This window comes from Streptomyces sp. BB1-1-1 (genome assembly GCF_031597775.1).
GTDB classification, from domain to species: domain Bacteria; phylum Actinomycetota; class Actinomycetes; order Streptomycetales; family Streptomycetaceae; genus Streptomyces; species Streptomyces thinghirensis.
The window spans coordinates 2,250,603-2,272,139 of record NZ_CP134203.1 but is presented as its reverse complement, the minus strand read 5'-3'; the positions used below and the strand labels follow the sequence as shown (position 1 = coordinate 2,272,139).

The 21,537-nt window shown below is 70.8% G+C and carries 22 protein-coding genes; 21 read left to right on the top strand and 1 reads right to left on the bottom strand.

Features of this window, described 5'->3' with window-relative positions; all coding sequences use genetic code 11:
- Positions 1-4 precede the first annotated feature (4 nt).
- The 11 genes from RI578_RS10495 to RI578_RS10445 all read left to right on the top strand — a co-directional run bounded on the left by RI578_RS10495 (position 5) and on the right by RI578_RS10445 (position 9,682).
- Positions 5-784 (top strand): SDR family oxidoreductase, encoded by a 780-nt coding sequence (locus RI578_RS10495; RefSeq protein WP_310870842.1) that lies wholly within the window; start codon positions 5-7, stop codon positions 782-784.
- Positions 781-1,995, top strand: a complete 1,215-nt coding sequence (locus RI578_RS10490; RefSeq protein ID WP_310870841.1) for an MFS transporter — start codon at positions 781-783, stop codon at positions 1,993-1,995. The genes RI578_RS10495 and RI578_RS10490 overlap by 4 nt, the downstream gene beginning before the upstream one ends.
- 47 nt (positions 1,996-2,042) lie before the next feature.
- Entirely contained in the window at positions 2,043-3,080 is a 1,038-nt protein-coding gene (locus tag RI578_RS10485) for a methyltransferase (protein WP_310870840.1), read from the top strand.
- 26 nt (positions 3,081-3,106) lie between these two features.
- On the top strand, positions 3,107-3,787 hold the full coding sequence (locus RI578_RS10480) for a hypothetical protein (RefSeq protein WP_310870839.1): 681 nt from the start codon (positions 3,107-3,109) through the stop codon (positions 3,785-3,787).
- Between the two features lie 89 nt (positions 3,788-3,876).
- Entirely contained in the window at positions 3,877-4,791 is a 915-nt protein-coding gene (locus RI578_RS10475; RefSeq protein WP_310870838.1) for an LLM class flavin-dependent oxidoreductase, read from the top strand.
- A gap of 123 nt (positions 4,792-4,914) precedes the next feature.
- Entirely contained in the window at positions 4,915-5,682 is a 768-nt protein-coding gene (locus RI578_RS10470) for an SDR family oxidoreductase (RefSeq protein ID WP_310870837.1), read from the top strand.
- Positions 5,683-5,692: 10 nt separating this feature from the next.
- Positions 5,693-6,370 (top strand): antibiotic biosynthesis monooxygenase, encoded by a 678-nt coding sequence (locus RI578_RS10465; protein ID WP_310870836.1) that lies wholly within the window; start codon positions 5,693-5,695, stop codon positions 6,368-6,370.
- A gap of 1 nt (position 6,371) precedes the next feature.
- Complete coding sequence (locus tag RI578_RS10460; RefSeq protein WP_310870835.1) at positions 6,372-7,157, top strand: SDR family oxidoreductase; 786 nt, start codon at positions 6,372-6,374, stop codon at positions 7,155-7,157.
- Positions 7,158-7,306: 149 nt separating this feature from the next.
- Complete coding sequence (locus tag RI578_RS10455) at positions 7,307-7,888, top strand: NAD(P)H-dependent oxidoreductase (RefSeq protein WP_310870834.1); 582 nt, start codon at positions 7,307-7,309, stop codon at positions 7,886-7,888.
- Between the two features lie 49 nt (positions 7,889-7,937).
- A complete protein-coding gene (locus RI578_RS10450; protein ID WP_310870833.1) occupies positions 7,938-8,564 on the top strand; it encodes an antibiotic biosynthesis monooxygenase family protein in 627 nt (208 codons plus the stop codon).
- On the top strand, positions 8,561-9,682 hold the full coding sequence (locus RI578_RS10445) for an acyl-CoA dehydrogenase family protein (protein WP_310870832.1): 1,122 nt from the start codon (positions 8,561-8,563) through the stop codon (positions 9,680-9,682). Before RI578_RS10450 ends, RI578_RS10445 begins: the two co-directional genes overlap by 4 nt.
- A 57-nt stretch (positions 9,683-9,739) precedes the next feature.
- On the opposite strand, the gene RI578_RS10440 is transcribed toward RI578_RS10445, so the two are convergent.
- A complete protein-coding gene (locus RI578_RS10440; protein WP_310870831.1) occupies positions 9,740-10,192 on the bottom strand; it encodes a MarR family winged helix-turn-helix transcriptional regulator in 453 nt (150 codons plus the stop codon).
- 259 nt (positions 10,193-10,451) lie between these two features.
- Here RI578_RS10440 and RI578_RS10435 point away from each other — a divergent pair, with 259 nt between their 5' ends.
- The 10 genes from RI578_RS10435 (at position 10,452) to ahcY (ending at position 21,457) form a co-directional block, all read left to right on the top strand.
- Entirely contained in the window at positions 10,452-11,549 is a 1,098-nt protein-coding gene (locus RI578_RS10435; RefSeq protein ID WP_310870830.1) for an FAD-dependent oxidoreductase, read from the top strand.
- A 128-nt stretch (positions 11,550-11,677) separates the two neighbouring features.
- Positions 11,678-11,998: an acyl-CoA carboxylase epsilon subunit gene (locus RI578_RS10430; protein ID WP_310870829.1), complete on the top strand. Its 321-nt coding sequence runs from the start codon at positions 11,678-11,680 to the stop codon at positions 11,996-11,998.
- The gene (locus RI578_RS10425) at positions 11,995-12,177 is read left to right on the top strand and encodes a hypothetical protein (protein ID WP_310870828.1); all 183 of its coding nucleotides are present in this window, start codon (positions 11,995-11,997) and stop codon (positions 12,175-12,177) included. The genes RI578_RS10430 and RI578_RS10425 overlap by 4 nt, the downstream gene beginning before the upstream one ends.
- Positions 12,178-12,222: 45 nt before the next feature.
- Positions 12,223-13,149: an alpha/beta hydrolase gene (locus tag RI578_RS10420; RefSeq protein ID WP_310870827.1), complete on the top strand. Its 927-nt coding sequence runs from the start codon at positions 12,223-12,225 to the stop codon at positions 13,147-13,149.
- Positions 13,150-13,167: 18 nt separating this feature from the next.
- Positions 13,168-13,329, top strand: coding sequence for a hypothetical protein (locus RI578_RS10415; RefSeq protein ID WP_310870826.1), 162 nt, complete (start codon positions 13,168-13,170; stop codon positions 13,327-13,329).
- A 75-nt stretch (positions 13,330-13,404) separates the two neighbouring features.
- Positions 13,405-14,628 (top strand): methionine adenosyltransferase, encoded by a 1,224-nt coding sequence (metK, locus tag RI578_RS10410; protein ID WP_310870825.1) that lies wholly within the window; start codon positions 13,405-13,407, stop codon positions 14,626-14,628.
- A gap of 59 nt (positions 14,629-14,687) precedes the next feature.
- Positions 14,688-15,671 carry a carbohydrate kinase family protein gene (locus tag RI578_RS10405; protein WP_310870824.1) on the top strand — a complete coding sequence of 328 codons (984 nt, stop codon included), beginning with the start codon at positions 14,688-14,690 and terminating at the stop codon, positions 15,669-15,671.
- Entirely contained in the window at positions 15,668-19,162 is a 3,495-nt protein-coding gene (gene metH / locus RI578_RS10400; protein WP_310870823.1) for a methionine synthase, read from the top strand. Before RI578_RS10405 ends, metH begins: the two co-directional genes overlap by 4 nt.
- Positions 19,159-20,061 carry a methylenetetrahydrofolate reductase [NAD(P)H] gene (gene metF, locus RI578_RS10395; RefSeq protein ID WP_310870822.1) on the top strand — a complete coding sequence of 301 codons (903 nt, stop codon included), beginning with the start codon at positions 19,159-19,161 and terminating at the stop codon, positions 20,059-20,061. Before metH ends, metF begins: the two co-directional genes overlap by 4 nt.
- Positions 20,054-21,457, top strand: coding sequence for an adenosylhomocysteinase (gene ahcY, locus RI578_RS10390; RefSeq protein WP_310875730.1), 1,404 nt, complete (start codon positions 20,054-20,056; stop codon positions 21,455-21,457). Before metF ends, ahcY begins: the two co-directional genes overlap by 8 nt.
- Positions 21,458-21,537 lie beyond the last annotated feature (80 nt).

The following is a 21,537-nucleotide window of genomic DNA, read 5'->3' as shown; positions in this document are numbered from 1 at the left end:
GATCATGTCCTCCGAGACCGCGTCCTCCGAGACCGCGCGCATCGCCGTCGTCACCGGAGCCAACAAGGGGATCGGCCACGAGATCGCCCGGCAACTCGCCGAACTCGGCCTGGTCGTCTACCTGGGGGCCCGCGACGAGGAGCGCGGCCGGGCCGCCGAGGGCGCGCTGCGCGCCGACGGCCTCGACGTACGCTTCCTGCACCTCGACGTGACGGACGAGAAGTCCGTCGCACTCGCCGCCCAGCGGCTGGCGGAGGAAGCGGGTCTCCTGCACGTCCTGGTCAACAACGCCGGGGTCGGCGGCCCCATGCAGCCGCCCAGCGAGACCCCCGCCGACCAGGTACGCGCGGTCTACGAGACCAACGTCTTCGGCGTCATCACGGTGACCAACGCCCTGCTGCCCCTGCTGCGCCGGGCCCCGTCCGCCCGCATCGTCAACGTCAGCAGCGCGATCGGCTCGCTCTCGGCGGCCGCCGCCAACGTCGACCCGACCGGGGTGCACCCGCCCGGCGAGTTCCCGGTCATGCTCTCGTACGCCACGTCGAAGACGGCCCTCAACGCCGTCACCCTGACCTACGCCAACGAGCTGCGCGGAACCGGCATCCTCGTGAACGCCGCCTCCCCGGGCTTCGTGGCCACGGACATCAACGGGCACCACGGGGTCCTCACCACCGAGCAGGGCGCGCACATCCCGGTACACCTCGCCACCCTCGGCGACGACGGGCCCACCGCGACCTTCCTGGGCGAGGACGGAACACCCGAGGGGCAGGCCCTCCAGTGGTGACCGGCACCGCCGCCGACCCACAGGCGGCGGGCCGGCGCTGGGACGCCCGGCAGTGGACCCAACTGCTGGTGCTCTCCGGCAACATGCTCCTGGACGCCATCGAGGTGTCCGTAGTACTCATCGCGCTGCCCACCATCGCCGCCGGTTTCGGCCTGACACCGTGGGGCGCCCAGTGGCTGATGAGCGGCTTCGCCCTCGGCTTCGCCGCGCTGCTCCTGCTCGGCCCGGTCCTGTCCGCCCGCGCGGGACGGCGACGGGTCTACCTGGGTGCGATGCTGCTGTTCGGCCTGGCCTCGGTGGCGGGCGCGCTCGTCGACAGCCTGGCGCTCCTCGTCGCCGTCCGCGTGGTCAAGGGCGGCTGCGCGGCCCTGACCGCACCGACCGGCCTCGCCATCATCAACGACCTCTTCCCCGACGGGCCGGGCAGACGCAGGGCGTTGTCCGTCTACTCGCTCTTCGGCGCGGCCGGCTTCACCGCGGGGCTGCTCCTCGCGGGCCTGCTCCTGGAGGACAGCTGGCGCTGGGTGTTCGCCTTCCCCGCGCCGATCGCCCTGGCCCTGCTGCTGGCCGGCCTCCGTGTCCTGCCACGTGAGCACGGCACCCGGCCACCCCGGCCGCCACGTCTCGCGCTGCTGAAGGAACCCTCCCTGCTGCGTTCCGCACTGGGCGCCGCCTCACTCAACGGCACCTACCAGTGCCTGCTGGTACTGATGGTGTTCCAGGCCCAGGAGGAGTACGGCTGGTCCCCGTGGCCGACCGCGCTCGCGCTGCTTCCCGCCTGCGTCCCCCTGGCACTGACCGTCCCCTTCGCGGGCCGGCTCATCGCCCGGTACGGGACCCGCAGGCTCGTGACGCTCGGCGCCTTCTTCCCGCTCCTGGGGTACGCCCTGTACCTGGCCCGGCCCGAAGGCGGCCCGTACGCGCTCGGCATGCTGCCGTCCCTGCTGCTCGTCGAAGCGGGGTTCTGCTGCGCCTTCGTCGCCCTGAACACGCAGGCCGCGGCGGCGTTCGACGCGGCCGACCGGGGCGCGGCCATCTCGCTCTACCAGACCTGTGTGCAGCTCGGCGCCGGACTGCTGCTGCCGCCGGCCGCGCTGCTCCTGACCCACGGCGACGGACCCCGCCCGGCGCTGCTCCTCATCACGGCGGCCGGAGCGGTCGGCCTCGCCGCCGCGCTCGCCGGCCGCCGTCCGGTCCGGCCCGGTCCGTGACCGCTGTTCGCACCACCCGTCCACCTCACCAAGGAGGCTTTCCCACCATGGCCGTCGACGTCGAAACGTCCGAACACGCCGCCGTGAACCCCGGCCCGATCATGGGCCTCGTCCTCGGCTCCTGGCAGGCACAGATGCTGCTGGCAGCCGTCGAGCACAACGTCTTCACCGAACTGTCGAAGCAGGCGGCGACCTCCGAGGAGCTCGCCGACCGTATCGGACTGGTCCGGCTCGGCACCCACGACCTGCTCTCCGGCCTCAGCCACCTCGGCCTGCTGGAGGCTGAGGACGGCAGGTTCACCAACTCCGCGGTCGCCGAGCAGTTCCTCGTCAGCGGCCGCCCCGAGTACCTCGGCGGATACCTGCACTTCTGCCGGCAGGAGCTGAACCCCGCCTGGGGCGGTCTGGCCGACTCACTGCGCACCGGCAAGCCCCAGAACCAGGCCGCGGTCGCCGGCAACCCGTACGACAGCCTGTACGCGGACGCCGAGGCCACCGACGGCTTCCTGGACAGCATGGACCTGCTCAACACGCCCATCGCGGTGGCCATGAGCCGCTTCGACTGGAGCGAGTACACGTCCTTCGTCGACATCGGCGGCGCCCGCGGCAACTTCGCGCACCAGGTGGTCACGCACAACCCCCACCTGAAGGGCGCCGTCTTCGACCTGCCGCCGCTGGAGCCGGCCTTCGAGCGGCACATGGAGCGGCTCGGCGGCACCGCGTCGCCGGTCGCCTTCCACGGAGGCGACTTCTTCAAGGACGAGCTGCCCAAGGCCGACGTGCTCGTCTTCGGACACGTGCTGCACAACTGGGGCGTGGAGGACCGGATCAGGCTGCTGAAGCGGGCCTACGACGCACTGGAGCCCGGCGGCTCCGTCTTCGTCTACGACCCGATGGCCGGCGGGGAGCAGCCGGCCATGCACGGGGCGCTGGCCGGGCTCACCATGCTCGTCTGGTCTCGCGGCGGCCACGAGTACACCGCAGACGACCTGCACGTGTGGCTGCGGGAGGCCGGCTTCTGGCCGGAGACCGTGGAGGTCGCCGACCTGCACGACGACGTCCTCGTCATCGGACGCAAGCCGTGACCGCGCCGAGCCGCGAGGAGTCGACGATGCCCGTCACGTCCCACGCCAGGCCCGACATCGGCCGCGCCGACGTCACCACGGCGCTGGTGGAGGAGGCCGTGGGCGGCGACCCCGGGCGCCTGCCGTCCGCCGCGGCCGCGGTCGTCGCACACTGGGAGTCCGCCGAGTGGCCCGCCGGCCTCGTCGCCCTGTCCCTGTTCACCGGCACCGACGGCACGTCGCTGCTGTCCTACGCCCAGTGGTCCACGGACGGCGTGTCGGAAGCGGCCCTGCGCGAGGCGTCGCGGACCCTGCGCCCCGACTGGCAGGCACTGGGCCTCACGCCCGGCGAGCCCCGCGCCTTCGAGCTGTACCGGGTGGTGCGGCCCACCGAACTGCCCGACCCCCTCCCGGACGTCCAGTGCTACCCGGCCGCCTTCTTCGCCATGAACGACGGCGAGACGGCCCGCGCCTGGGTCGACGGACTGCTCGGCAAGGAGGAGAAGACCGAGGGCGAGGATCGCGCGTACCCGGGCGCCCTCGCCGCCAACTTCCACGTATCCGCCGACGACAGCGGGATCTTCCTGCTCTCCGAGTGGGTGTCGGAGGCCGAGGCGGTCGTCCACATCAAGGAGGTGATCGAGCCGCTCCTGGAGTACATGGGGCAGGCGGAGGCCGGAGCCGGCCGCCGCTACGCCTTCCACGCGACCGTCTCCGCGGCCGGCTGAGCCGCCGCCTGACGGCCGGCGGCAGGGCCCGGCGGCGCCCCGGGAGGGTTCGCCGCACCCTCGAACGACATGACACGAAAGGCACGACATTGTCTGCACGAGAAGTCGTCTTCGGCTTCGGTGCGCACAGCACCATCGGCGACGCGCCGGAACTGCTCGGCATGGCCCAGCTGGCCGACCGCGAGGGGCTCGACCTCTTCTCCCTGTCGGACCACCCCTACGTCGGGCAGCGCCTGGACGCGTACGCCACCGTGGGCTTCATGATCGGACGTACGCAGCGTCTCGCGGGCTTCGCGAACGTCAGCAACCTCCCCACGCGACCCCCCGCGATGCTGGCACGCACCGTGACGTCGCTGTCCGCACTCTCCGGTGGCCGCGTAGTCCTCGGCATGGGCGCCGGCGGCCTGTGGGAGCGGATCGCCGACATGGGCGTGGAACGGCTCTCCCCGTCCGACGCCGTGGAGGCCTTCGAGGAGGCGATCGTCCTCGTCAAGAAGCTGTCGGGCGGGGGACCGCCCGTCACCTTCCAGGGCCGCCACTACCGGGTGAACCAGATCGAACCGGCGCCGGTGGCGGCGCCCCCGGTGTGGACCGGCTCGGTCGGCCGCAAGTCCCTGGCCGCCACCGGCCGGGTGGCCGACGGGTGGATCCCCGGACACGCGGCGGACTGGGTCAGCGAGCGCTACCGGACGTCGCGGCCGGTCATCGACGAGGCGGCGGCGGCCGTGGGCCGCGATCCCCGCGAGATCCGCACCGTGTTCAACCTCCCCGGCCGGATCACCGACCGGCCGCTGACCGCCACGCGTGACCGCGACGGACGCTGGGTCGGCGGATCGGCCGGCCAGTGGGTCGAGGAGCTGACCTCGGCCGTAGTCGACCACGGCGCGTCGGGCTTCATGCTCTTCTCGCGCCGCGGCGGTACGCCGGACATGGCCTCCGTCGCCCGCTGGGCCGGGGAGATCGCGCCGGCGGTGCGCGAGGCCGTCGCCAAGAACGCTCCGTAGGGCGATCTCTCGTATCCCCCGGCCCGAGTCACCCGGTCACGAGACCCCGGTCACGGGCCCCTGGTCACGGGCCCCGGTCACGAGTCACACAGTCACCCAGTCCTCAGTTCCGAAGGGTTATCAATGAGCAGGCTCCAGAACAAGACGGCGCTGGTCACCGGCGCCAGTCGCGGTATCGGGCGGGGCATCGCGCTCCGGCTCGCGCAGGACGGTGCAGTCGTCGCGGTGAACTACTCCAGCAACGAGGGCGCGGCGAAGGAGACCGTGGCCCTCATCGAGGAGGCCGGCGGCCGTGCCTTCACCGTGCAGGCGCGGCTGGGTACGCCCGGCGCGGTGGAGCAGTTGCTGGCAGGGGTGGCGGCCGGCCTGGTCGAGCACACCGGCTCCAGCAGGCTGGACATCCTGGTGAACAACGCCGCAGCCACCGGGTTCGCGGGCGCGGGTCCGAGCGCGGTCACCGAGGAGATCATCGACAACTGCTACACGGTCAACGCCAAGGCGCCGTTCTTCCTCATCCAGAAGGCGCTGGAGCTGATCCCCGACGGCGGGCACATCGTCAACGTCTCCTCCGGCGTCACCCACTCCGCGTTCCCCATCCAGATCGCCTACGCGATGAGCAAGGGCGCCCTGGAGCAGATCACGCTGCACATGGCCCCGGTGCTGGCACCCCGCAACATCACCATCAACACGGTGGCCCCCGGTGTCACGGACAACGGCGACCCGGTGTTCGAGGACCCGGAGGCGCTCGAGCAGATGTCCGCCCTGTCGGTGTTCAACCGGGTCGGCGAGGTCTCGGAGGTGGCGGACATCGTCGCCTTCGCCGCCTCCGACGACGCCCGGTGGATCACCGGCTCGTTCATCGATGCCACCGGTGGCACGCTACTCGGCTGAGGAGTACCGCATGCAGAACGACATACAGGCCGCGGTGGGCTTCGCCCGCGCCAAGCCCGAGAAGGCGGCGGAACTGGGCGCGCTGCTCGTCTCCTTCGCCGAGCGGTCCCGAGCCGAGGAGGGCTGCCTCGGCAGCTGGATCAGCCAGGACGCGGACGACGCCGACCTCTTCGTCTTCTACGAGATGTGGGCCACGAAGAAGGACCTGGCCCGGCACCTCGCCCAGCCGTACATGAAGGAGTTCCTGGCCCGGCGGATGGAGTACCTGGAGAAGGACCTGGAGGTGCGCGGGCTGCACCCCGCCGACTCCGCTCCGGCACCCGCCGAGCCCGCCGACCCGGCGGAGATGAACCAGCGGTACCTGGATGCCTACGCCGCCCGTGACATCGACGCGATCATGTCGGTGTACGCGCCGGGCGCATCGGCGGTCTGGGAGCCCGGCAAGGCGGTCAGCGGCGCCGAACACCGGGAGGCCGTGGCCGAGTTCCTGAAGCGGGAACCGAAGCTCTCGGCCGAGGTGAGCGGGAGCTATGTCGTCGGCGACACCGCCGCGCTGGTCGTCGACTGGAGCATCGAGGTGCCCGGCGCGCCGGAGATGACCGGCACCGGCCGCGGACTCGACGTGCTGCGCAGGAACGCCGCGGGCGAGTGGCGCTACATCATCACCAACCCGTTCGGGAGCCTGTGACATGAGGATCGAAGGCAGCGTCGCGGTGGTCACCGGTGCCGCGAGCGGCATCGGCAGGGCACTCGCGGAACAGCTCGCCCGGGCCGGAGCCCGCGCGGTCGTCGTCTCCGACATCGACGCCGCCGGCGCCGAGAAGGTGGCCTCCGTGATCGGCGGCGCCACGCTGGCCGTGCAGGCGGACGTGGCCGACGAGGCGTCCGTCCAGGCGCTCGTCGAGCGCACCCGTGAGCGCTTCGGCGACGTCGACCTGTTCGTCTCCAACGCGGGACTCACCGTGACGGGCAGCTTCGACGCCCCGGACGACGACTGGAAACGCGCGCTCGACGTCAACATGATGTCGCACGTGTACGCCGCGCGAGCGGTGCTCCCGGCGATGCTCGAGGCGGGCCGCGGCCACCTCCTCCAGACGATCGCCGCTTGCGGGGTCCTCACCGCGTTCGGCGCGGCTCCCTATTCGGTCGCCAAGCAGGGGGCCGTGGCGTTCGCCGAGTACCTCGCGGTCGAGTACGGCGACCGGGGCATCGGCGTCTCCTGCCTGCTCCCGCAGGCGGTCAACACGCCGATGCTGGCCGCCAGCGTCAGCAGCAACGAGCAACTCGCCCTGCTGAAGGAGCACTCCGAGGTGCTGGAGCCGGAGCAGGTGGCGCTGGCCGCGCTCACCGGTGTGGAGGAGAACCGGATGCACATCTTCACGCACAAGGGCTCGGCCGACTCCTTCCGCCTGCGCGCCGACGACGCCGACAAGTGGGTGGCCGAGATGCGCGCGATCCGCAGCGGCCGCGCCTGACCTCCGACCGGGCGGCCGGCCGGCCGGCCACGGGAGGGTGCGGTGCGCGCCGAAGCGCACCGCACCCGCCGTCGTCGCCGCTCTGCCCGCGAGTCCGTTCCCTTCGCCAGGCCCGGTCCCCGGGCCCCGGATGACAGGAAGGAAAACCCATGTCTGAGCAAGTACTGCGGCTGGCCGTGATCATCGGATCGTCCCGCGAGGGCCGCACCGGCCCGGCCGTCGCGCGCTGGTTCGTCGAGGAGGCCCGGTCCTCCGCGATGTTCGACATCGACGTCCTGGACCTGGCCGGCGTCGAACTGCCGCTGTCCCTGACGCACGGCCCCGGGCCCGGGTCGGCCGAGGTGCTCGGCGCCGTCGCCGGACGCCTGGAGTCGGCCGACGCGTTCGTCGTGATCACGCCGGAGTACAACCACAGCTTCACCGCCCCGATGAAGAACCTGATCGACTGGCACCGCACGGAGTGGCAGGCCAAGCCGGTGGCGTTCGTCTCCTACGGCGGCCTCTCCGGCGGCCTGCGGGCGGTGGAACAGCTCCGCCAGGTCTTCGCCGAACTGCACGCGACCACCATCCGGGACACGGTCAGTTTCCACGGCATCCGCGAGCACATCGGCGACGACGGCGCCCTGAGCGCGCCCGGCGCCACCGTGCCCGCCAAGGTGATGCTCGAAAAGCTCCAGTGGTGGGCGGCCGCACTCAAGGACGCCCGCACCCTTCGCCCCTACGCCGCCTGATGCACCGCCGCCTGACGCACCGCCTGACGTACTTCACGAGGGAGAAGACATGAGTTCCATCCGGGTGGAGGACGGCTACTTCACGCTGTTCAACATCTTCCACACCGACGGCCCGGAAGGGCAGCAGCGGCTGATGGACCAGTGGCGCGGCCTGCCACCCGCCCACACCCAGCCCGGCCTGGTCTCGGGCAACTTCCACCCGAGCCTCGACGGCAAGTCGGTGGTGAACTACGCGCAGTGGGAGAGCGAGGAGGCCTACGACGCCTTCCGCGCGGAGTCCGGCACCCGACGGCGGCTCGGTGAAGCCCTCGCCTACTCCCGTATGGACAGCGTGGCGTGCGAGGTGGTCCACACCTGGGAGCCCGTGGTCGAACTGTCCGTGGACAAGCCCTGCTTCACGGTGGCCATCGTCGTCACAGCCCCGGCGGAGCGTCAGGCCGAGGTGCTGCGGGAGATGACGCACGACGACCCCGGCCTGGGTGAGACGCCGGGGTACGTGAACCACGCCGTGCACCGGGGCCTGACCGGCGAACACGTGATCAAGTACGCGCAGTGGCGGGACGAGGAAAGCTTCCGCGCCTTCCTGAGCCGCCCGCGGCAGCCTTCGCCGCTGGACGGGTTCAGCTCCGCCGAACTGTACTTCTGCCGACTCGAGTACGTCCGGGGGCTGTCATGACGGGTCGCGCGATGTGGCCGGAGGCCGGCCCGCTCCGTACCGCGGCCGACACGGCCGGAGGCAACGCCATGGACGCGGACGCGGCCGGGCGTCTCACCGCCGACACGGTCGAGGCGTTGGCCGCCGTCGGATTCCCCGGCGGTTTCCAGCCCGCGGGGGAGGCCGGCGCCGGGGCCACGTTCGCTGAGGTGACGAAGGCCGTGGCGGCGATCGGCGAGGGATGCGCGTCGGCCGCCTGGATCGCCTCGCTGTGGGCGTACAACGGACGCTTCAGCGCCTACCTGCCGGCCGAGGGGCAGCAGGAGGTCTGGGCCAAGGGCCCGGACACCCGGCTGGTCAGCTCCATGGTCGCGGCCGGGGTGGAGGCGGAGCCGGTGGACGGCGGCTGGACGCTGTCCGGCACCTGGCTCTACGTCAGCGGCGTCGAGTTCGCCGACTGGGCGCTGCTGAGCTCGGCCCCGCCGCGCGAGGGCGACCGCTCCGTACGGGTGTTCGCCGTGCCGAAGGACTCGTTCACCCACCAGGAGACCTGGTCGACCCTCGGCATGCGGGCCACCGGGAGTCACACCCTGGTCGTGGACCGGGCGTTCGTACCGGAGTACCGGTGTTTCGTCTGGGACGACATGCGGCAGGGGAGCCTGCCCGGTCCCGCCTCCACCGTCCATGCGGCACCGCTGTTCGCGGTGAACGGACTGACGTTCGCGGCCCCGATCCTCGGTGCCGCCCGGGGCGCCCTGGGCCTGGTCGGGCAGCATCTCGGCCGGCAGCCGAGCGGTGCCCGCGCGGCGGCCCGGGAGTCGAGCCGGATCGCCTTCGCCCGCGCGGCCGGAGAGATCGACGCGGCGGACCTGTTGCTGTCGCGGGTCGCCGCGACGGCCGACGAGGGCCGACTGGGCGAGGAGGGGGTGGCCGAACGCTGCCACCGCGACAGCACGCTCGCGGTGGAGATCCTCGTCGGGGCAGTGGACCGGCTCTTCCACGTGACCGGAACGCGAGGCCAGGCGACGTCCCACGGGATGCAGCGAATCTGGCGGGACGTCCACGCCGCGGGTTCGCACGCCGCTCTCCAGTTCGAGCCGGCGGCGCTCGGCTACACGCGGAGGCTGCTGCCGACCTGAGCACCGGAGGCTGAGCCCGGGATACTCGGGGAACCTTGGGAAGGGGACGGCCTGGGCTCAGTCGTGTGCCGGAGGCGAGGGGTCCTGTTCCACGAAGATCATGGGAACCTTGTTGTCCACCACGATGCGGCCGAGCAGACCGGCGAGCGTGTCGCGCTCGCCGTCGTCGAGCCCCTCGGGCAGCTCCGCGATCCGCCGGCAGGCGTCGGTGTAGAAGCGATCGACGAGCCGCGCGCCCTGCGGGGTGAGTGCGACCCGCACTCCGCGGCTGTCCCGCGGGTCCGCCTCGCGCCGTACCAGGCCGTTGTTCTCCGTGCGGTCCACCAGTCCGGTGAGGCTCGACTTGGCCAGCCCCAGCATCGTGCTCAGCTCGCCCATGCCGTACGGCTGCGCCATCAGCACGCACAGCAGTTGACCCTGCTGCGGCGTGAGGCCGTGCTCGCGGCTCGACTGGGCGTACACAGCGTTCACCAGGAATGAGGACCGCACCAGCGCGGTCACAATCCCCATCTGGCCCTCATCATGCTTACCCACGGGCCGAGAGTATCACGTGATCGTGAAAAGTTCGCAACGTGAACTGTAGGGCGGCTAAACCCGCCTCACCTGCATTGACTGCCCTTTCTGTTGTCTGACTGATCCCTGAAGCGCGTAACGAATTCCTGTATGTATTTAACGCATCTCTGTAGTTTTCCAGGTTGTGGTTCGGACTACGAACCACTACTGTTCGTAGTCCGAACTCAAGGTATTTTCTCTTTGGAGCGTGAATCACATGAGTCGTACGGTCGCGGTCATCGGCGGTGGCTACGGAGGCGCCGCGGTCGCCAAGGCGCTGGAGTCCGAGGCTGACGTCGTCCTCGTCGACCCCCGGGACGCGTTCGTCAACGCGGCCGGCTCACTGCGGGCGCTGACCCAGCCCGAGTGGTCGGGCAACATGTTCTTCCCCTTCAAGACGCTGCTCACGAAGGGCACGGTCGTCCGCGACCGTGCGGTCTCCGTGGACGCCAGCGGCGTCACCCTCGCCTCGGGCGAGCACATCGCGGCGGACTACGTGGTCCTGGCCACCGGGTCCGGCTACGCGTACCCGGCCAAGCCCGTCTCCGACTCCGTCAGCGAGGCGCGGGACGACCTCCGCAGGACGCACACGGAACTGCTCAAGTCGGACAAGGTACTGATCCTCGGCGCCGGACCGGTCGGTCTGGAACTGGCCGGTGAGATCAAGGAGGTCTGGCCGGACAAGCAGGTGACCATCGTCGACCCGGCCGAGGAACTGCTGCCCGGCTTCAAGCCGGAGGTCGTCGAGGACCTGCGCGGCCAGCTCGACGCCCTGGGCGTCGAGGTGCGCCTCGGCACCGCGCTGGGCGCGTCTCCGAGCACCGAGGCCGGGCAGGCGGGCACGTTCACCGTCACCACCACCGGTGGCGACGAGATCACCGCCGACATCTGGTTCCGCGCCTTCGGGACGAGCACCAACAGCGACTACCTCGCCGACGGCAAGCTCACGACCCGCAACGCCCAGGGCCAGGTCCCGGTCACCGAGAACCTCAACGTCAAGGGCCACGAGAACGTCTACGCGGTCGGCGACATCACCGACGTCGCGGAGGCCAAGATGGCCGGCTACGCGATGCAGCACGCCGAGGTGGTCGCCAAGAACATCGTCGCCCAGCTGAAGGGCGAGCAGCCCTCGGCCACCTACCAGCCGCTGCCCTTCCCGATGATTCTGCTCCCGCTCGGCCCCAAGGGTGGCGTCGGCCAGCTGCCCTCGCCCGACGGCCCGTTCGTCGCCCCGGCCGCGATGGTCTCCGAGTACAAGGGCGCGGACCTCTTCACCGGCCGCTTCATCGGGCAGTTCGGTCCCACCGCGGACTGAACCACCGCACCACCGCACCACAAGCCCGCCGCGCGAAGTCGCCGGTCCTTTGGGAATTCCCCCGCCATCGGACCGGCGAGTTCGCGCGGCGTTCGTGTTTTCCGTTCCGAGACCACGGAGATGAGGCCATGCCACCACCCTCCACAGACCACGCGGGCACCGCGGGCGACGACGCCCCGGCCGGCGGCCTTAGAAGCACCACAAGAAACACAGGGACCACAGGCACCACAGGCACCCCCCAGCCTCTCCTGCGCATAGAGAAGGGCAACCCCGACGAGGCCGAACTCGCCGCCCTCACCGCGGTGCTGCTCGCCCGCGCGGGCGTGCTCCCGGGCCGGGACGAGGAAGCCAAGCAGGCGGACCGCCGCACAGCGTGCTGGCGCCGCCTCGAACGCCGCACCCGCCCCGGTACACCGCGCAGCTGGCGCGACACCGCGCCTCGCCGATGAGGCTGCCCGGCGTACCGGAGCAGCGCACCACCCCGCACGCCGAAGGTGCCGCCGGCCTCGGAGACTCGGGCGCCGGCATCGAGGCGCGCCCGACGACACACTCCGCCGGGCCCGGGGTCCCGGTCCGCTCACTGCTGCGCCGCCGCATCGCATGGTGCCTGGTCACGACCAGGAAGTGAGGGCGGCGACCGCGCGGCCTTCCAGCGCCAGGAGCCATCGATCACATGACACAGCTGCTCAACACCATCACCACCTCCGCGGTCCGAGAGATCACGCTCGACGCCGGCGGTGTCCCGCTGTCGGGTCTGGTCGCCGAGGCGCGCCCGGGGCCCCCGAGGGCCGTCGTGGTCGCGGTGCACGGCGGCGGAATGCGTGCGGGCTACTTCGACAGCCGCGTCCGCCCCGGACTGTCCCTGCTCACGCTGGGCGCCGACCTCGGTTACACGGTCCTGGCCGTCGACCGCCCCGGCTACGGCAGTTCGGCCGCCTACTTTCCGCGAGGACAGTTGCTGACCGACCAGGCGGCGACCCTGCACGACGGACTCGCCTCCTTCACGGAAACGCGCGACACCGGTGCGGGGCTGTTCGTCGTGGCCCACTCCAACGGCGGCAAGCTCGCCCTGGCAGCGGCCGTCGAGGAGCGCGGCCGCACCCTGCTCGGGCTGGACGTCTCCGGCCTCGGCAGCCGGCTCGCGGTGAGCGCCCGTCAGCTCCCCGGCCGGAACGGACACGGTGACTGGCGCCGGCACTGGGGCTCGCTGCGGCTCTATCCCCCGGACGCCTTCCGGCAGGGGCGGCACCTAATCTCGCCGGTCCCCGAACTGGAGGCGTTGGAGGGCCCGAGGTGGCCGCAGATGTACCCGGAGATCGCCCGGAGGGTAAGGACACCGGTCCGCTTCACCTTCGCCGAGCAGGAGCAGTGGTGGCTCTCGGACGACGAGGCACTCGCCGCCCTGCGGCAGCCGCTCGCCGCGCCGAGGGTGGTGATCGCCCACCAGCCGGACGCCGGGCACAACCTCAGCCTGGGCTGGGCCGCCCGGACCTACCACCTCAAGGCCCTCGGCTTCCTGGAGGAATGCCTCCTGGTCCGGGACGCGGCACCCGCCCAACGGCGCGCCCGCGCCGTCACCCCCACGGGAGTACCCACGTAACCAGAGAGACAGGCAGAGATGAGTATCGACGTCCTGGAGCACCGCCTGGAGCGCGCGTACGAGCTCCTGGGCGATGCCGACGACCCCGGCGGGTTCCTGCCCGTCGTCGTACGGCCCGCCCTGCTGGCGGGGGAGGAGCACGACGTCCCGGACCCGTGCATCTTCCGCGGACTCGACTGAACCACCGCGAGTCGCGGTCCCGTACCCGCCCGCCCCGCACACCGACTGTTGCCGGCCTTCACCTTCTGGAGAGACATGTCCCGCCGCCTGTTCACCTCGGAGTCCGTGACCGAGGGCCATCCCGACAAGATCGCCGACCAGATCAGCGACACCGTCCTCGACGCCCTGCTGCGCGAGGACCCGGCGTCCCGCGTCGCCGTCGAGACACTGATCACCACCGGGCTCGTGCACATAGCGGGCGAGGTCACGACCAAGGCGTACGCGCCGATCGCGCAGCTCGTGCGTGACAAGATCATCGAGATCGGCTACGACTCCTCCGCGAAGGGCTTCGACGGCGCCTCGTGCGGCGTCTCGGTCTCGATCGGAGCGCAGTCGCCGGACATCGCGCAGGGCGTCGACACGGCGTACGAGAGCAGGGTCGAGGGTGCCGCCGGAGGCGGTGACATCGACGAGCTGGACCGGCAGGGCGCGGGCGACCAGGGCCTGATGTTCGGTTACGCCTGCGACGAGACCCCGGAGCTGATGCCGCTCCCGATCCACCTGGCGCACCGGCTGTCACGCCGGCTGTCGGAGGTCCGCCGCGACGGCACCGTCCCCTACCTGCGGCCCGACGGGAAGACGCAGGTCACCATCGAGTACCAGGGCAGCAGGCCGGTGCGCCTGGACACCGTCGTCGTGTCCTCGCAGCACGCCGCCGGAATCGACCTGGACGAGCTGCTGACCCCCGACATCCGCCGCCACGTCGTCGAGCACGTCCTAGCGCAGCTCGCGGAGGACGGCATCAAGCTGGAGACCGAGGACTACCGGCTGCTGGTCAACCCGACCGGCCGCTTCGAGATCGGCGGCCCGATGGGCGACGCCGGCCTGACCGGCCGCAAGATCATCATCGACACGTACGGCGGCTACGCCCGGCACGGCGGCGGGGCCTTCTCCGGCAAGGACCCCTCCAAGGTGGACCGTTCGGCGGCGTACGCGATGCGCTGGGTCGCCAAGAACGTCGTCGCGGCCGGGCTGGCGACCCGCTGCGAGGTCCAGGTGGCGTACGCGATCGGCAAGGCCGAGCCCGTCGGCCTGTTCGTGGAGACCTTCGGCACCGCGAGGGTCGCCCAGGCCCGGATCGAGCAGGCCGTGGCCGAGGTCTTCGACCTCCGTCCGGCCGCGATCATCCGTGACCTGGACCTGCTGCGGCCCATCTACGCGCAGACCGCCGCATACGGCCACTTCGGCCGCGAACTGCCCGGCTTCACCTGGGAGCGCACCGACCGGGCCCAGGCGCTGAGGACCGCCGCAGGAGTCTGACCCGGGAGTCCGACCGCAGCAAGTCGCCCGCCCGACCCGACAGAAGCTCAGGAGTTCATGTGCGTATCGCGGTGACAGGATCCATCGCCACGGACCATCTGATGGTCTTCCCCGGCCGATTCGGGGACCAGCTGATCCCCGACCAGCTCGCCCATGTCTCGCTCTCCTTCCTGGTCGACGCGCTCGAAGTGCGCCGGGGCGGAGTGGCGGCCAACATCGCCTTCGGCCTCGGCAGCCTCGGCCTGGGCCCGCTCCTGGTCGGCGCCGTGGGCAGCGACTTCGCGGAGTACGAGGTGTGGCTCAAGGAGCACGGCGTCGACACCGGCGCCGTCCGGGTCTCCGCGGAGCGGGGGACCGCACGCTTCATGGGCATCACCGACGAGGACGCCAACCAGATCGCGTCGTTCTACGCGGGCGCCATGCAGGAGGCCCGAGACATCGACCTCGGGCAGGTCATCGCCGGGCGGGACCGCCCCGATCTGGTCCTGGTCGGTCCGAACGACCCGGCGGCGATGCTCCGCCACACCAGGGAGTGCCGAGAACTCCGTCTGCCCTTCGCCGCCGACCCCTCCCAGCAACTGGCCCGCCTGGACGGCGCGGAAGTACGCGATCTGGTGGACGGCGCCCGCTGGCTGTTCACCAACGAGTACGAGGCCGCCCTGCTCCTGGAACGCACCGGCTGGGAACGCGACGACGTCCTCGCCCGGGTCGGCGCCTGGATCACCACCTTGGGCGGCGCCGGCGTGCGCATCGAGCACAAGGACGTCCCCCCGCTCACCGTCCCCGCGGTTCCCGACGCCCAGGTCATCGACCCGACCGGGGTCGGCGACGCCTTCCGGGCCGGGTTCCTCGCCGCTGTCGGCAACGGGCTGACGCTGCCGGCCGCCGCCCGCCTGGGATGCGTGCTCGCCTCTCAGGCCCTCTCGACGGTCGGCTCACAGTCCTACGCCACCGACCGCGAGCAGCTGCTGTCCACAGCCACTCACGCCTACGGAACCGACGCGGCCCGGGAACTCGCCCCGGCCCTGGAAGGCACCCCATGACGCAGTCCCGAGTCACCGCCCTGCGCGAGGCACTCGCCACCCGTGTGGTGGTGGCCGACGGTGCGATGGGCACCATGTTGCAGGCGCAGAACCCGACGCTGGACGACTTCCAGCAGTTGGAGGGCTGCAACGAGATCCTGAATCTGACCCGGCCCGACATCGTGCGTTCGGTGCACGAGGAGTACTTCGCGGCCGGCGTGGACTGTGTGGAGACGAACACCTTCGGTGCGAACCACTCGGCGCTGGGTGAGTACGACATTCCCGAGCGTGTGCACGAGTTGTCGGAGGCGGGTGCGCGGGTGGCCCGTGAGGTGGCCGACGAGTTCGCCGCGCGGGACGGCCGGCAGCGGTGGGTGCTGGGCTCCATGGGCCCGGGCACGAAGCTGCCGACCCTGGGCCATGCCCCGTACACCGTTCTGCGTGACGCCTATCAGCGCAACGCGGAGGGTCTGGTCGCCGGCGGCGCGGACGCGCTGCTGGTGGAGACGACGCAGGACCTGCTGCAGACGAAGGCGTCGGTGCTGGGTGCGCGGCGCGCGCTGGAGGCCCTGGGGCTGGACGTGCCGGTGATCTGCTCGGTGACGGTGGAGACGACCGGGACGATGCTGCTGGGCTCGGAGATCGGTGCGGCGCTGACGGCGCTGGAGCCGCTGGGTATCGACATGATCGGTCTGAACTGCGCGACCGGTCCGGCGGAGATGAGCGAGCACCTGCGCTACCTCGCCCGGCACTCGCGTGTTCCGCTGTCGTGCATGCCCAACGCGGGTCTGCCGGTCCTGGGCAAGGACGGTGCGCACTATCCGCTGACCGCGCCGGAGCTGGCGGACGCGCAGGAGACGTTCGTGCGCGAGTACGGCCTGTCCCTGGTCGGCGGCTGCTGCGGCACCACGCCCGAGCATTTGCGTCAGGTGGTGGAGCGGGTCCGCGGCACCGTTCCGACCGTCCGTGACCCGCGTCCGGAGCCGGGTGCGGCTTCCCTCTACCAGACGGTGCCGTTCCGGCAGGACACCTCCTACCTGGCGATCGGTGAGCGGACCAACGCCAATGGGTCGAAGAAGTTCCGTGAGGCGATGCTGGAGGGCCGCTGGGACGACTGTGTGGAGATGGCCCGGGACCAGATCCGTGAGGGCGCGCACATGCTGGACCTGTGTGTGGACTACGTCGGCCGTGATGGCGTGGCGGACATGGAGGAGCTGGCCGGGCGGTTCGCGACCGCGTCGACGCTGCCGGTCGTGCTGGACTCCACCGAGGTCGACGTCATCCGGGCCGGGCTGGAGAAGCTGGGCGGCCGGGCGGTGATCAACTCGGTCAACTACGAGGACGGCGACGGCCCCGAGTCCCGTTTCGCGAAGGTGACCAGGCTGGCGCGCGAGCACGGGGCGGCGCTGATCGCGCTGACCATCGACGAGGTGGGCCAGGCCCGCACCGCTGAGAAGAAGGTCGAGATCGCCGAGCGGCTGATCGGCGACCTGACCGGGAACTGGGGCATTCACGAGTCGGACATCCTCGTGGACTGTCTGACCTTCACGATCTGCACCGGTCAGGAGGAGTCCCGGGGTGACGGTGTCGCCACCATTGAGGGCATCCGTGAGCTCAAGCGCCGTCACCCGGACGTGCAGACCACGCTGGGGCTGTCGAACATCTCGTTCGGGCTGAACCCGGCTGCCCGGATCCTGCTCAACTCGGTGTTCCTGGACGAGTGTGTGAAGGCGGGTCTGGATTCGGCGATCGTGCACGCGAGCAAGATCCTGCCGATCGCGCGGTTCGACGAGGAGCAGGTCACCACGGCCCTGGACCTGATCTACGACCGTCGCCGTGAGGGCTATGACCCGCTGCAGAAGCTGATGGCGCTGTTCGAGGGTGCCACGGCCAAGTCGCTGCGGGCTTCCAAGGCCGACGAGCTGGCCGCGCTGCCGCTGGACGAGCGCCTCAAGCGCCGCATCATCGACGGCGAGAAGAACGGCCTGGAGCAGGACCTGGACGAGGCGCTGACACAGCGTCCGGCGTTGGAGATCGTCAACGAGACGCTGCTGGACGGTATGAAGGTGGTCGGTGAGCTGTTCGGCTCGGGCCAGATGCAGTTGCCGTTCGTGCTGCAGTCCGCGGAGGTCATGAAGACCGCGGTGGCCCATCTGGAGCCGCACATGGAGAAGACGGACGACGACGGCAAGGGCACGATCGTGCTGGCCACCGTCCGGGGCGACGTCCATGACATCGGCAAGAACCTCGTCGACATCATCCTGTCCAACAACGGCTACAACGTCGTCAACCTCGGTATCAAGCAGCCGGTCTCCGCGATCCTGGAGGCGGCCGGTGAGCACCGTGCCGATGTCATCGGGATGTCCGGGCTCCTGGTCAAGTCCACGGTGATCATGAAGGAGAACCTGGAGGAACTCAACCAGCGCAAGCTGGCCGCCGACTACCCCGTCATCCTCGGCGGCGCCGCGCTCACCCGCGCCTACGTCGAACAGGACCTCCACGAGATCTACGACGGCGAGGTCCGCTACGCCCGTGACGCGTTCGAGGGCCTGCGGCTGATGGACGCCCTGATCGGCATCAAGCGCGGCGTGCCCGGCGCCAAACTGCCGGCGCTCAAGCAGCGCCGCGTCAGTGCGGCCACCGTGACCGTGGAGGAGCGCCCGGAACAGGCGCCCGCGCGGTCCGACGTCGCCACCGACAACCCGGTCCCCGAGCCGCCCTTCCGGGGCACGCGCGTCGTCAAGGGCATCCAGCTCAAGGAGTACGCCTCCTGGCTCGACGAGGGCGCCCTGTTCAAGGGCCAGTGGGGCCTCAAGGGCGCTCGTGGTGACGGGCCGACGTACGAGGAACTCGTCGAGACCGAGGGCCGCCCCCGGCTGCGGATGTGGCTGGACCGGCTCCAGACGGAGAACCTGCTGGAGGCGGCCGTGGTCCACGGCTACTTCCCGTGCGTCTCGAAGGACGACGACCTGATCGTCCTCGACGAGGCCGGCAACGAGCGCACCAGGTTCACGTTCCCGCGCCAGCGGCGCGGCCGGCGCCTGTGCCTGGCCGACTTCGTCCGGGCCGAAGAGTCGGGGGAAACCGACGTCATCGGCATGCAGGTCGTCACCATGGGTTCCCGGATCGGCGAGGAGACCGCGCGGCTCTTCGAGGCCAACGCCTACCGCGACTACCTCGAACTGCACGGCCTGTCCGTCCAGCTCGCCGAGGCCCTCGCCGAGTACTGGCACGCCCGAGTCCGCGCCGAGTTGGGCATCGAGCAAGGCGACCCGGACTCGCTCGACGGCATGCTCCGCACCGAGTACCAGGGCTGCCGCTACTCCCTCGGCTACCCGGCCTGTCCCGACCTGGAGGATCGGGCGGAGGTCGCCGGGCTGCTGCGACCGGAACGCATCGGCGTCCACCTCAGCGAGGAGTTCCAGCTCCACCCCGAACAGTCCACCGACGCCCTCGTCTTCCACCACCCCGAGGCGGGTTACTTCAACGCCGGAGGAGGCCGGACCCCGTGACGACCCTTCGTGACGTCCTCGCGAGCGGACAGCCCTCGTTCTCCTTCGAGTTCTTCCCGCCGAAGACCGAGGCGGGCACCCGCACCCTGTGGGCGACGATCCGCCGGATCGAGGCCCTGTCCCCGGCCTTCGTGTCCGTCACCTACGGCGCCGGCGGCTCCTCCCGGACCCGGACCGTAGAGGTGACCAAACGGATCGCGGCGGAGACGACCCTGCGGCCCGTCGCCCACCTCACCGCCGTGGGCCACTCGGTCGCCGAACTGCGGCACATCGTCGGCCAGTACGCGGACGCCGGGGTCCGCGACGTCCTCGCCCTGCGCGGTGACCCGCCCGGCGACCCGAACGGACCCTGGACGGCGCACCCGGACGGCTACTCGCACGCCCACGAACTGGTGACCCTGGTCGGTGAGCTGGGAGACTTCAGCGTGGGCGTGGCCGCCTTCCCGGAGCGGCACCCGCGCTCACCCGACTGGGAGTCCGACATCCGGCACTTCGTCGCGAAGTGCCGAGCGGGGGCCGATTACGCCATCACCCAGATGTTCTTCGACGCCGACGACTACCTCCGGCTGCGCGACCGGGTCACCGCGGCGGGCTGCGACACCCCGATCATCCCGGAGATCATGCCCGCCACCGACGTGCGGCAGATCCGGCGCTTCGCCGAACTGAGCGGCGCGGCCTTCCCCGAGGACCTGGCGCACCGTCTGGAGGCCGCCCGGGACGACCCGGCGGCCGGTCACCGCATCGGTGTCGACCACGCCACCGCCATGGCCGACCGGCTGCTCGGCGAAGGCGCGCCCGGCCTGCACTTCATCACCCTGAACCGTTCCACGGCGACGCTCGAAATCCACGCCAACATCCACGCATCCAGGAGTTCACGTGCCCTCGCAAGCCATCACTGACGCCCCGCCGACCACGGACTTCAAGGTCGCCGACCTCTCGCTCGCCGAGTTCGGCCGCAAGGAGATCACCCTCGCCGAGCACGAGATGCCGGGGCTGATGGCGATCCGCAGGGAGTACGCCGAGGCCCAGCCGCTCGCCGGCGCCCGCGTCACCGGTTCCCTGCACATGACGGTGCAGACCGCCGTACTCATCGAGACCCTGGTAGCCCTGGGCGCCGAGGTCCGCTGGGTCTCCTGCAACATCTACTCCACCCAGGACCACGCGGCCGCCGCCATCGCCGCCGCGGGCATACCGGTCTTCGCCTGGAAGGGCGAGACCCTGGAGGAATACTGGTGGTGCACCGAGCAGGCCCTGACCTGGCCCGGTGCCGGCGGCCCCAACATGATCCTGGACGACGGCGGTGACGCCACCCTCCTCGTCCACAAGGGCGTCGAGTACCGCAAGACGGGCGAACTCCCGGCCGCCGACAACGAGGAACTCGCCGTCGTACGCGCCCTGCTGGAGCGCAGCCCCCTCGACTGGACCTCGATGGCGTCCGAGATCCGCGGCGTGACCGAGGAGACGACGACCGGCGTCCACCGCCTGTACGAGATGCACCGCGACGGCACCCTGCTGTTCCCGGCGATCAACGTCAACGACGCGGTCACCAAGTCGAAGTTCGACAACAAGTACGGCTGCCGCCACTCCCTGATCGACGGCATCAACCGCGCCACCGACGTCCTGATCGGCGGCAAGACCGCCGTCGTGTGCGGCTACGGCGACGTGGGCAAGGGCTGCGCGGAGTCCCTGCGCGGCCAGGGCGCCCGAGTGATCATCACCGAGATCGACCCGATCTGCGCCCTCCAGGCTGCGATGGACGGCTACCAGGTCACCACGCTGGACGAGGTCGTCGACAAGGCCGACATCTTCGTCACCACGACCGGCAACAAGGACATCATCATGGCCGCGGACATGGCCAGGATGAAGCACCAGGCCATCGTCGGCAACATCGGCCACTTCGACAACGAGATCGACATGGCCGGCCTCGCCAAGACCCCCGGCATCGTCAAGGACGAGGTCAAGCCGCAGGTCCACACCTGGACCTACCCCGACGGCAAGGTCCTCATCGTCCTGTCCGAGGGCCGCCTGCTGAACCTGGGCAACGCCACCGGGCACCCGTCGTTCGTGATGTCCAACTCCTTCGCGGACCAGACGCTGGCCCAGATCGAGCTGTTCACCAAGCCCGACGAGTACCCGACCGACGTCTACGTGCTGCCCAAGCACCTGGACGAGAAGGTCGCCCGGCTCCACCTCGACTCCCTCGGCGTCAAGCTGACCACGCTCCGCCAGGAGCAGGCCGACTACATCGGCGTCAAGGTCGAGGGCCCGTACAAGCCGGACCACTACCGCTACTGACGTCAATTCAGGTCGAACGGCCGGTGCAGCGGACGCATTTCGGAACCCCGCCGCGCCGCGACGGGCCGGTCAGGACCGGC

Bases quoted from the DNA above. Each gene is read 5' to 3' on its own strand.
- RI578_RS10435 (WP_310870830.1), top strand. From the start codon at position 10,452: ATGAGTCGTACGGTCGCGGTCATCGGCGGTGGCTACGGAGGCGCCGCG.
- RI578_RS10420 (WP_310870827.1), top strand. From the start codon at position 12,223: ATGACACAGCTGCTCAACACCATCACCACCTCCGCGGTCCGAGAGATC.
- RI578_RS10455 (WP_310870834.1), top strand. From the start codon at position 7,307: ATGTCTGAGCAAGTACTGCGGCTGGCCGTGATCATCGGATCGTCCCGC.
- RI578_RS10470 (WP_310870837.1), top strand. From the start codon at position 4,915: ATGAGCAGGCTCCAGAACAAGACGGCGCTGGTCACCGGCGCCAGTCGC.
- metK (WP_310870825.1), top strand. From the start codon at position 13,405: ATGTCCCGCCGCCTGTTCACCTCGGAGTCCGTGACCGAGGGCCATCCC.
- RI578_RS10460 (WP_310870835.1), top strand. From the start codon at position 6,372: ATGAGGATCGAAGGCAGCGTCGCGGTGGTCACCGGTGCCGCGAGCGGC.
- RI578_RS10485 (WP_310870840.1), top strand. From the start codon at position 2,043: ATGGCCGTCGACGTCGAAACGTCCGAACACGCCGCCGTGAACCCCGGC.
- metH (WP_310870823.1), top strand. From the start codon at position 15,668: ATGACGCAGTCCCGAGTCACCGCCCTGCGCGAGGCACTCGCCACCCGT.
- RI578_RS10440 (WP_310870831.1), bottom strand. From the start codon at position 10,192: ATGGGGATTGTGACCGCGCTGGTGCGGTCCTCATTCCTGGTGAACGCT.
- RI578_RS10415 (WP_310870826.1), top strand. From the start codon at position 13,168: ATGAGTATCGACGTCCTGGAGCACCGCCTGGAGCGCGCGTACGAGCTC.
- RI578_RS10495 (WP_310870842.1), top strand. From the start codon at position 5: ATGTCCTCCGAGACCGCGTCCTCCGAGACCGCGCGCATCGCCGTCGTC.
- RI578_RS10450 (WP_310870833.1), top strand. From the start codon at position 7,938: ATGAGTTCCATCCGGGTGGAGGACGGCTACTTCACGCTGTTCAACATC.
- RI578_RS10480 (WP_310870839.1), top strand. From the start codon at position 3,107: ATGCCCGTCACGTCCCACGCCAGGCCCGACATCGGCCGCGCCGACGTC.
- RI578_RS10445 (WP_310870832.1), top strand. From the start codon at position 8,561: ATGACGGGTCGCGCGATGTGGCCGGAGGCCGGCCCGCTCCGTACCGCG.
- RI578_RS10430 (WP_310870829.1), top strand. From the start codon at position 11,678: ATGCCACCACCCTCCACAGACCACGCGGGCACCGCGGGCGACGACGCC.
- RI578_RS10465 (WP_310870836.1), top strand. From the start codon at position 5,693: ATGCAGAACGACATACAGGCCGCGGTGGGCTTCGCCCGCGCCAAGCCC.
- RI578_RS10425 (WP_310870828.1), top strand. From the start codon at position 11,995: ATGAGGCTGCCCGGCGTACCGGAGCAGCGCACCACCCCGCACGCCGAA.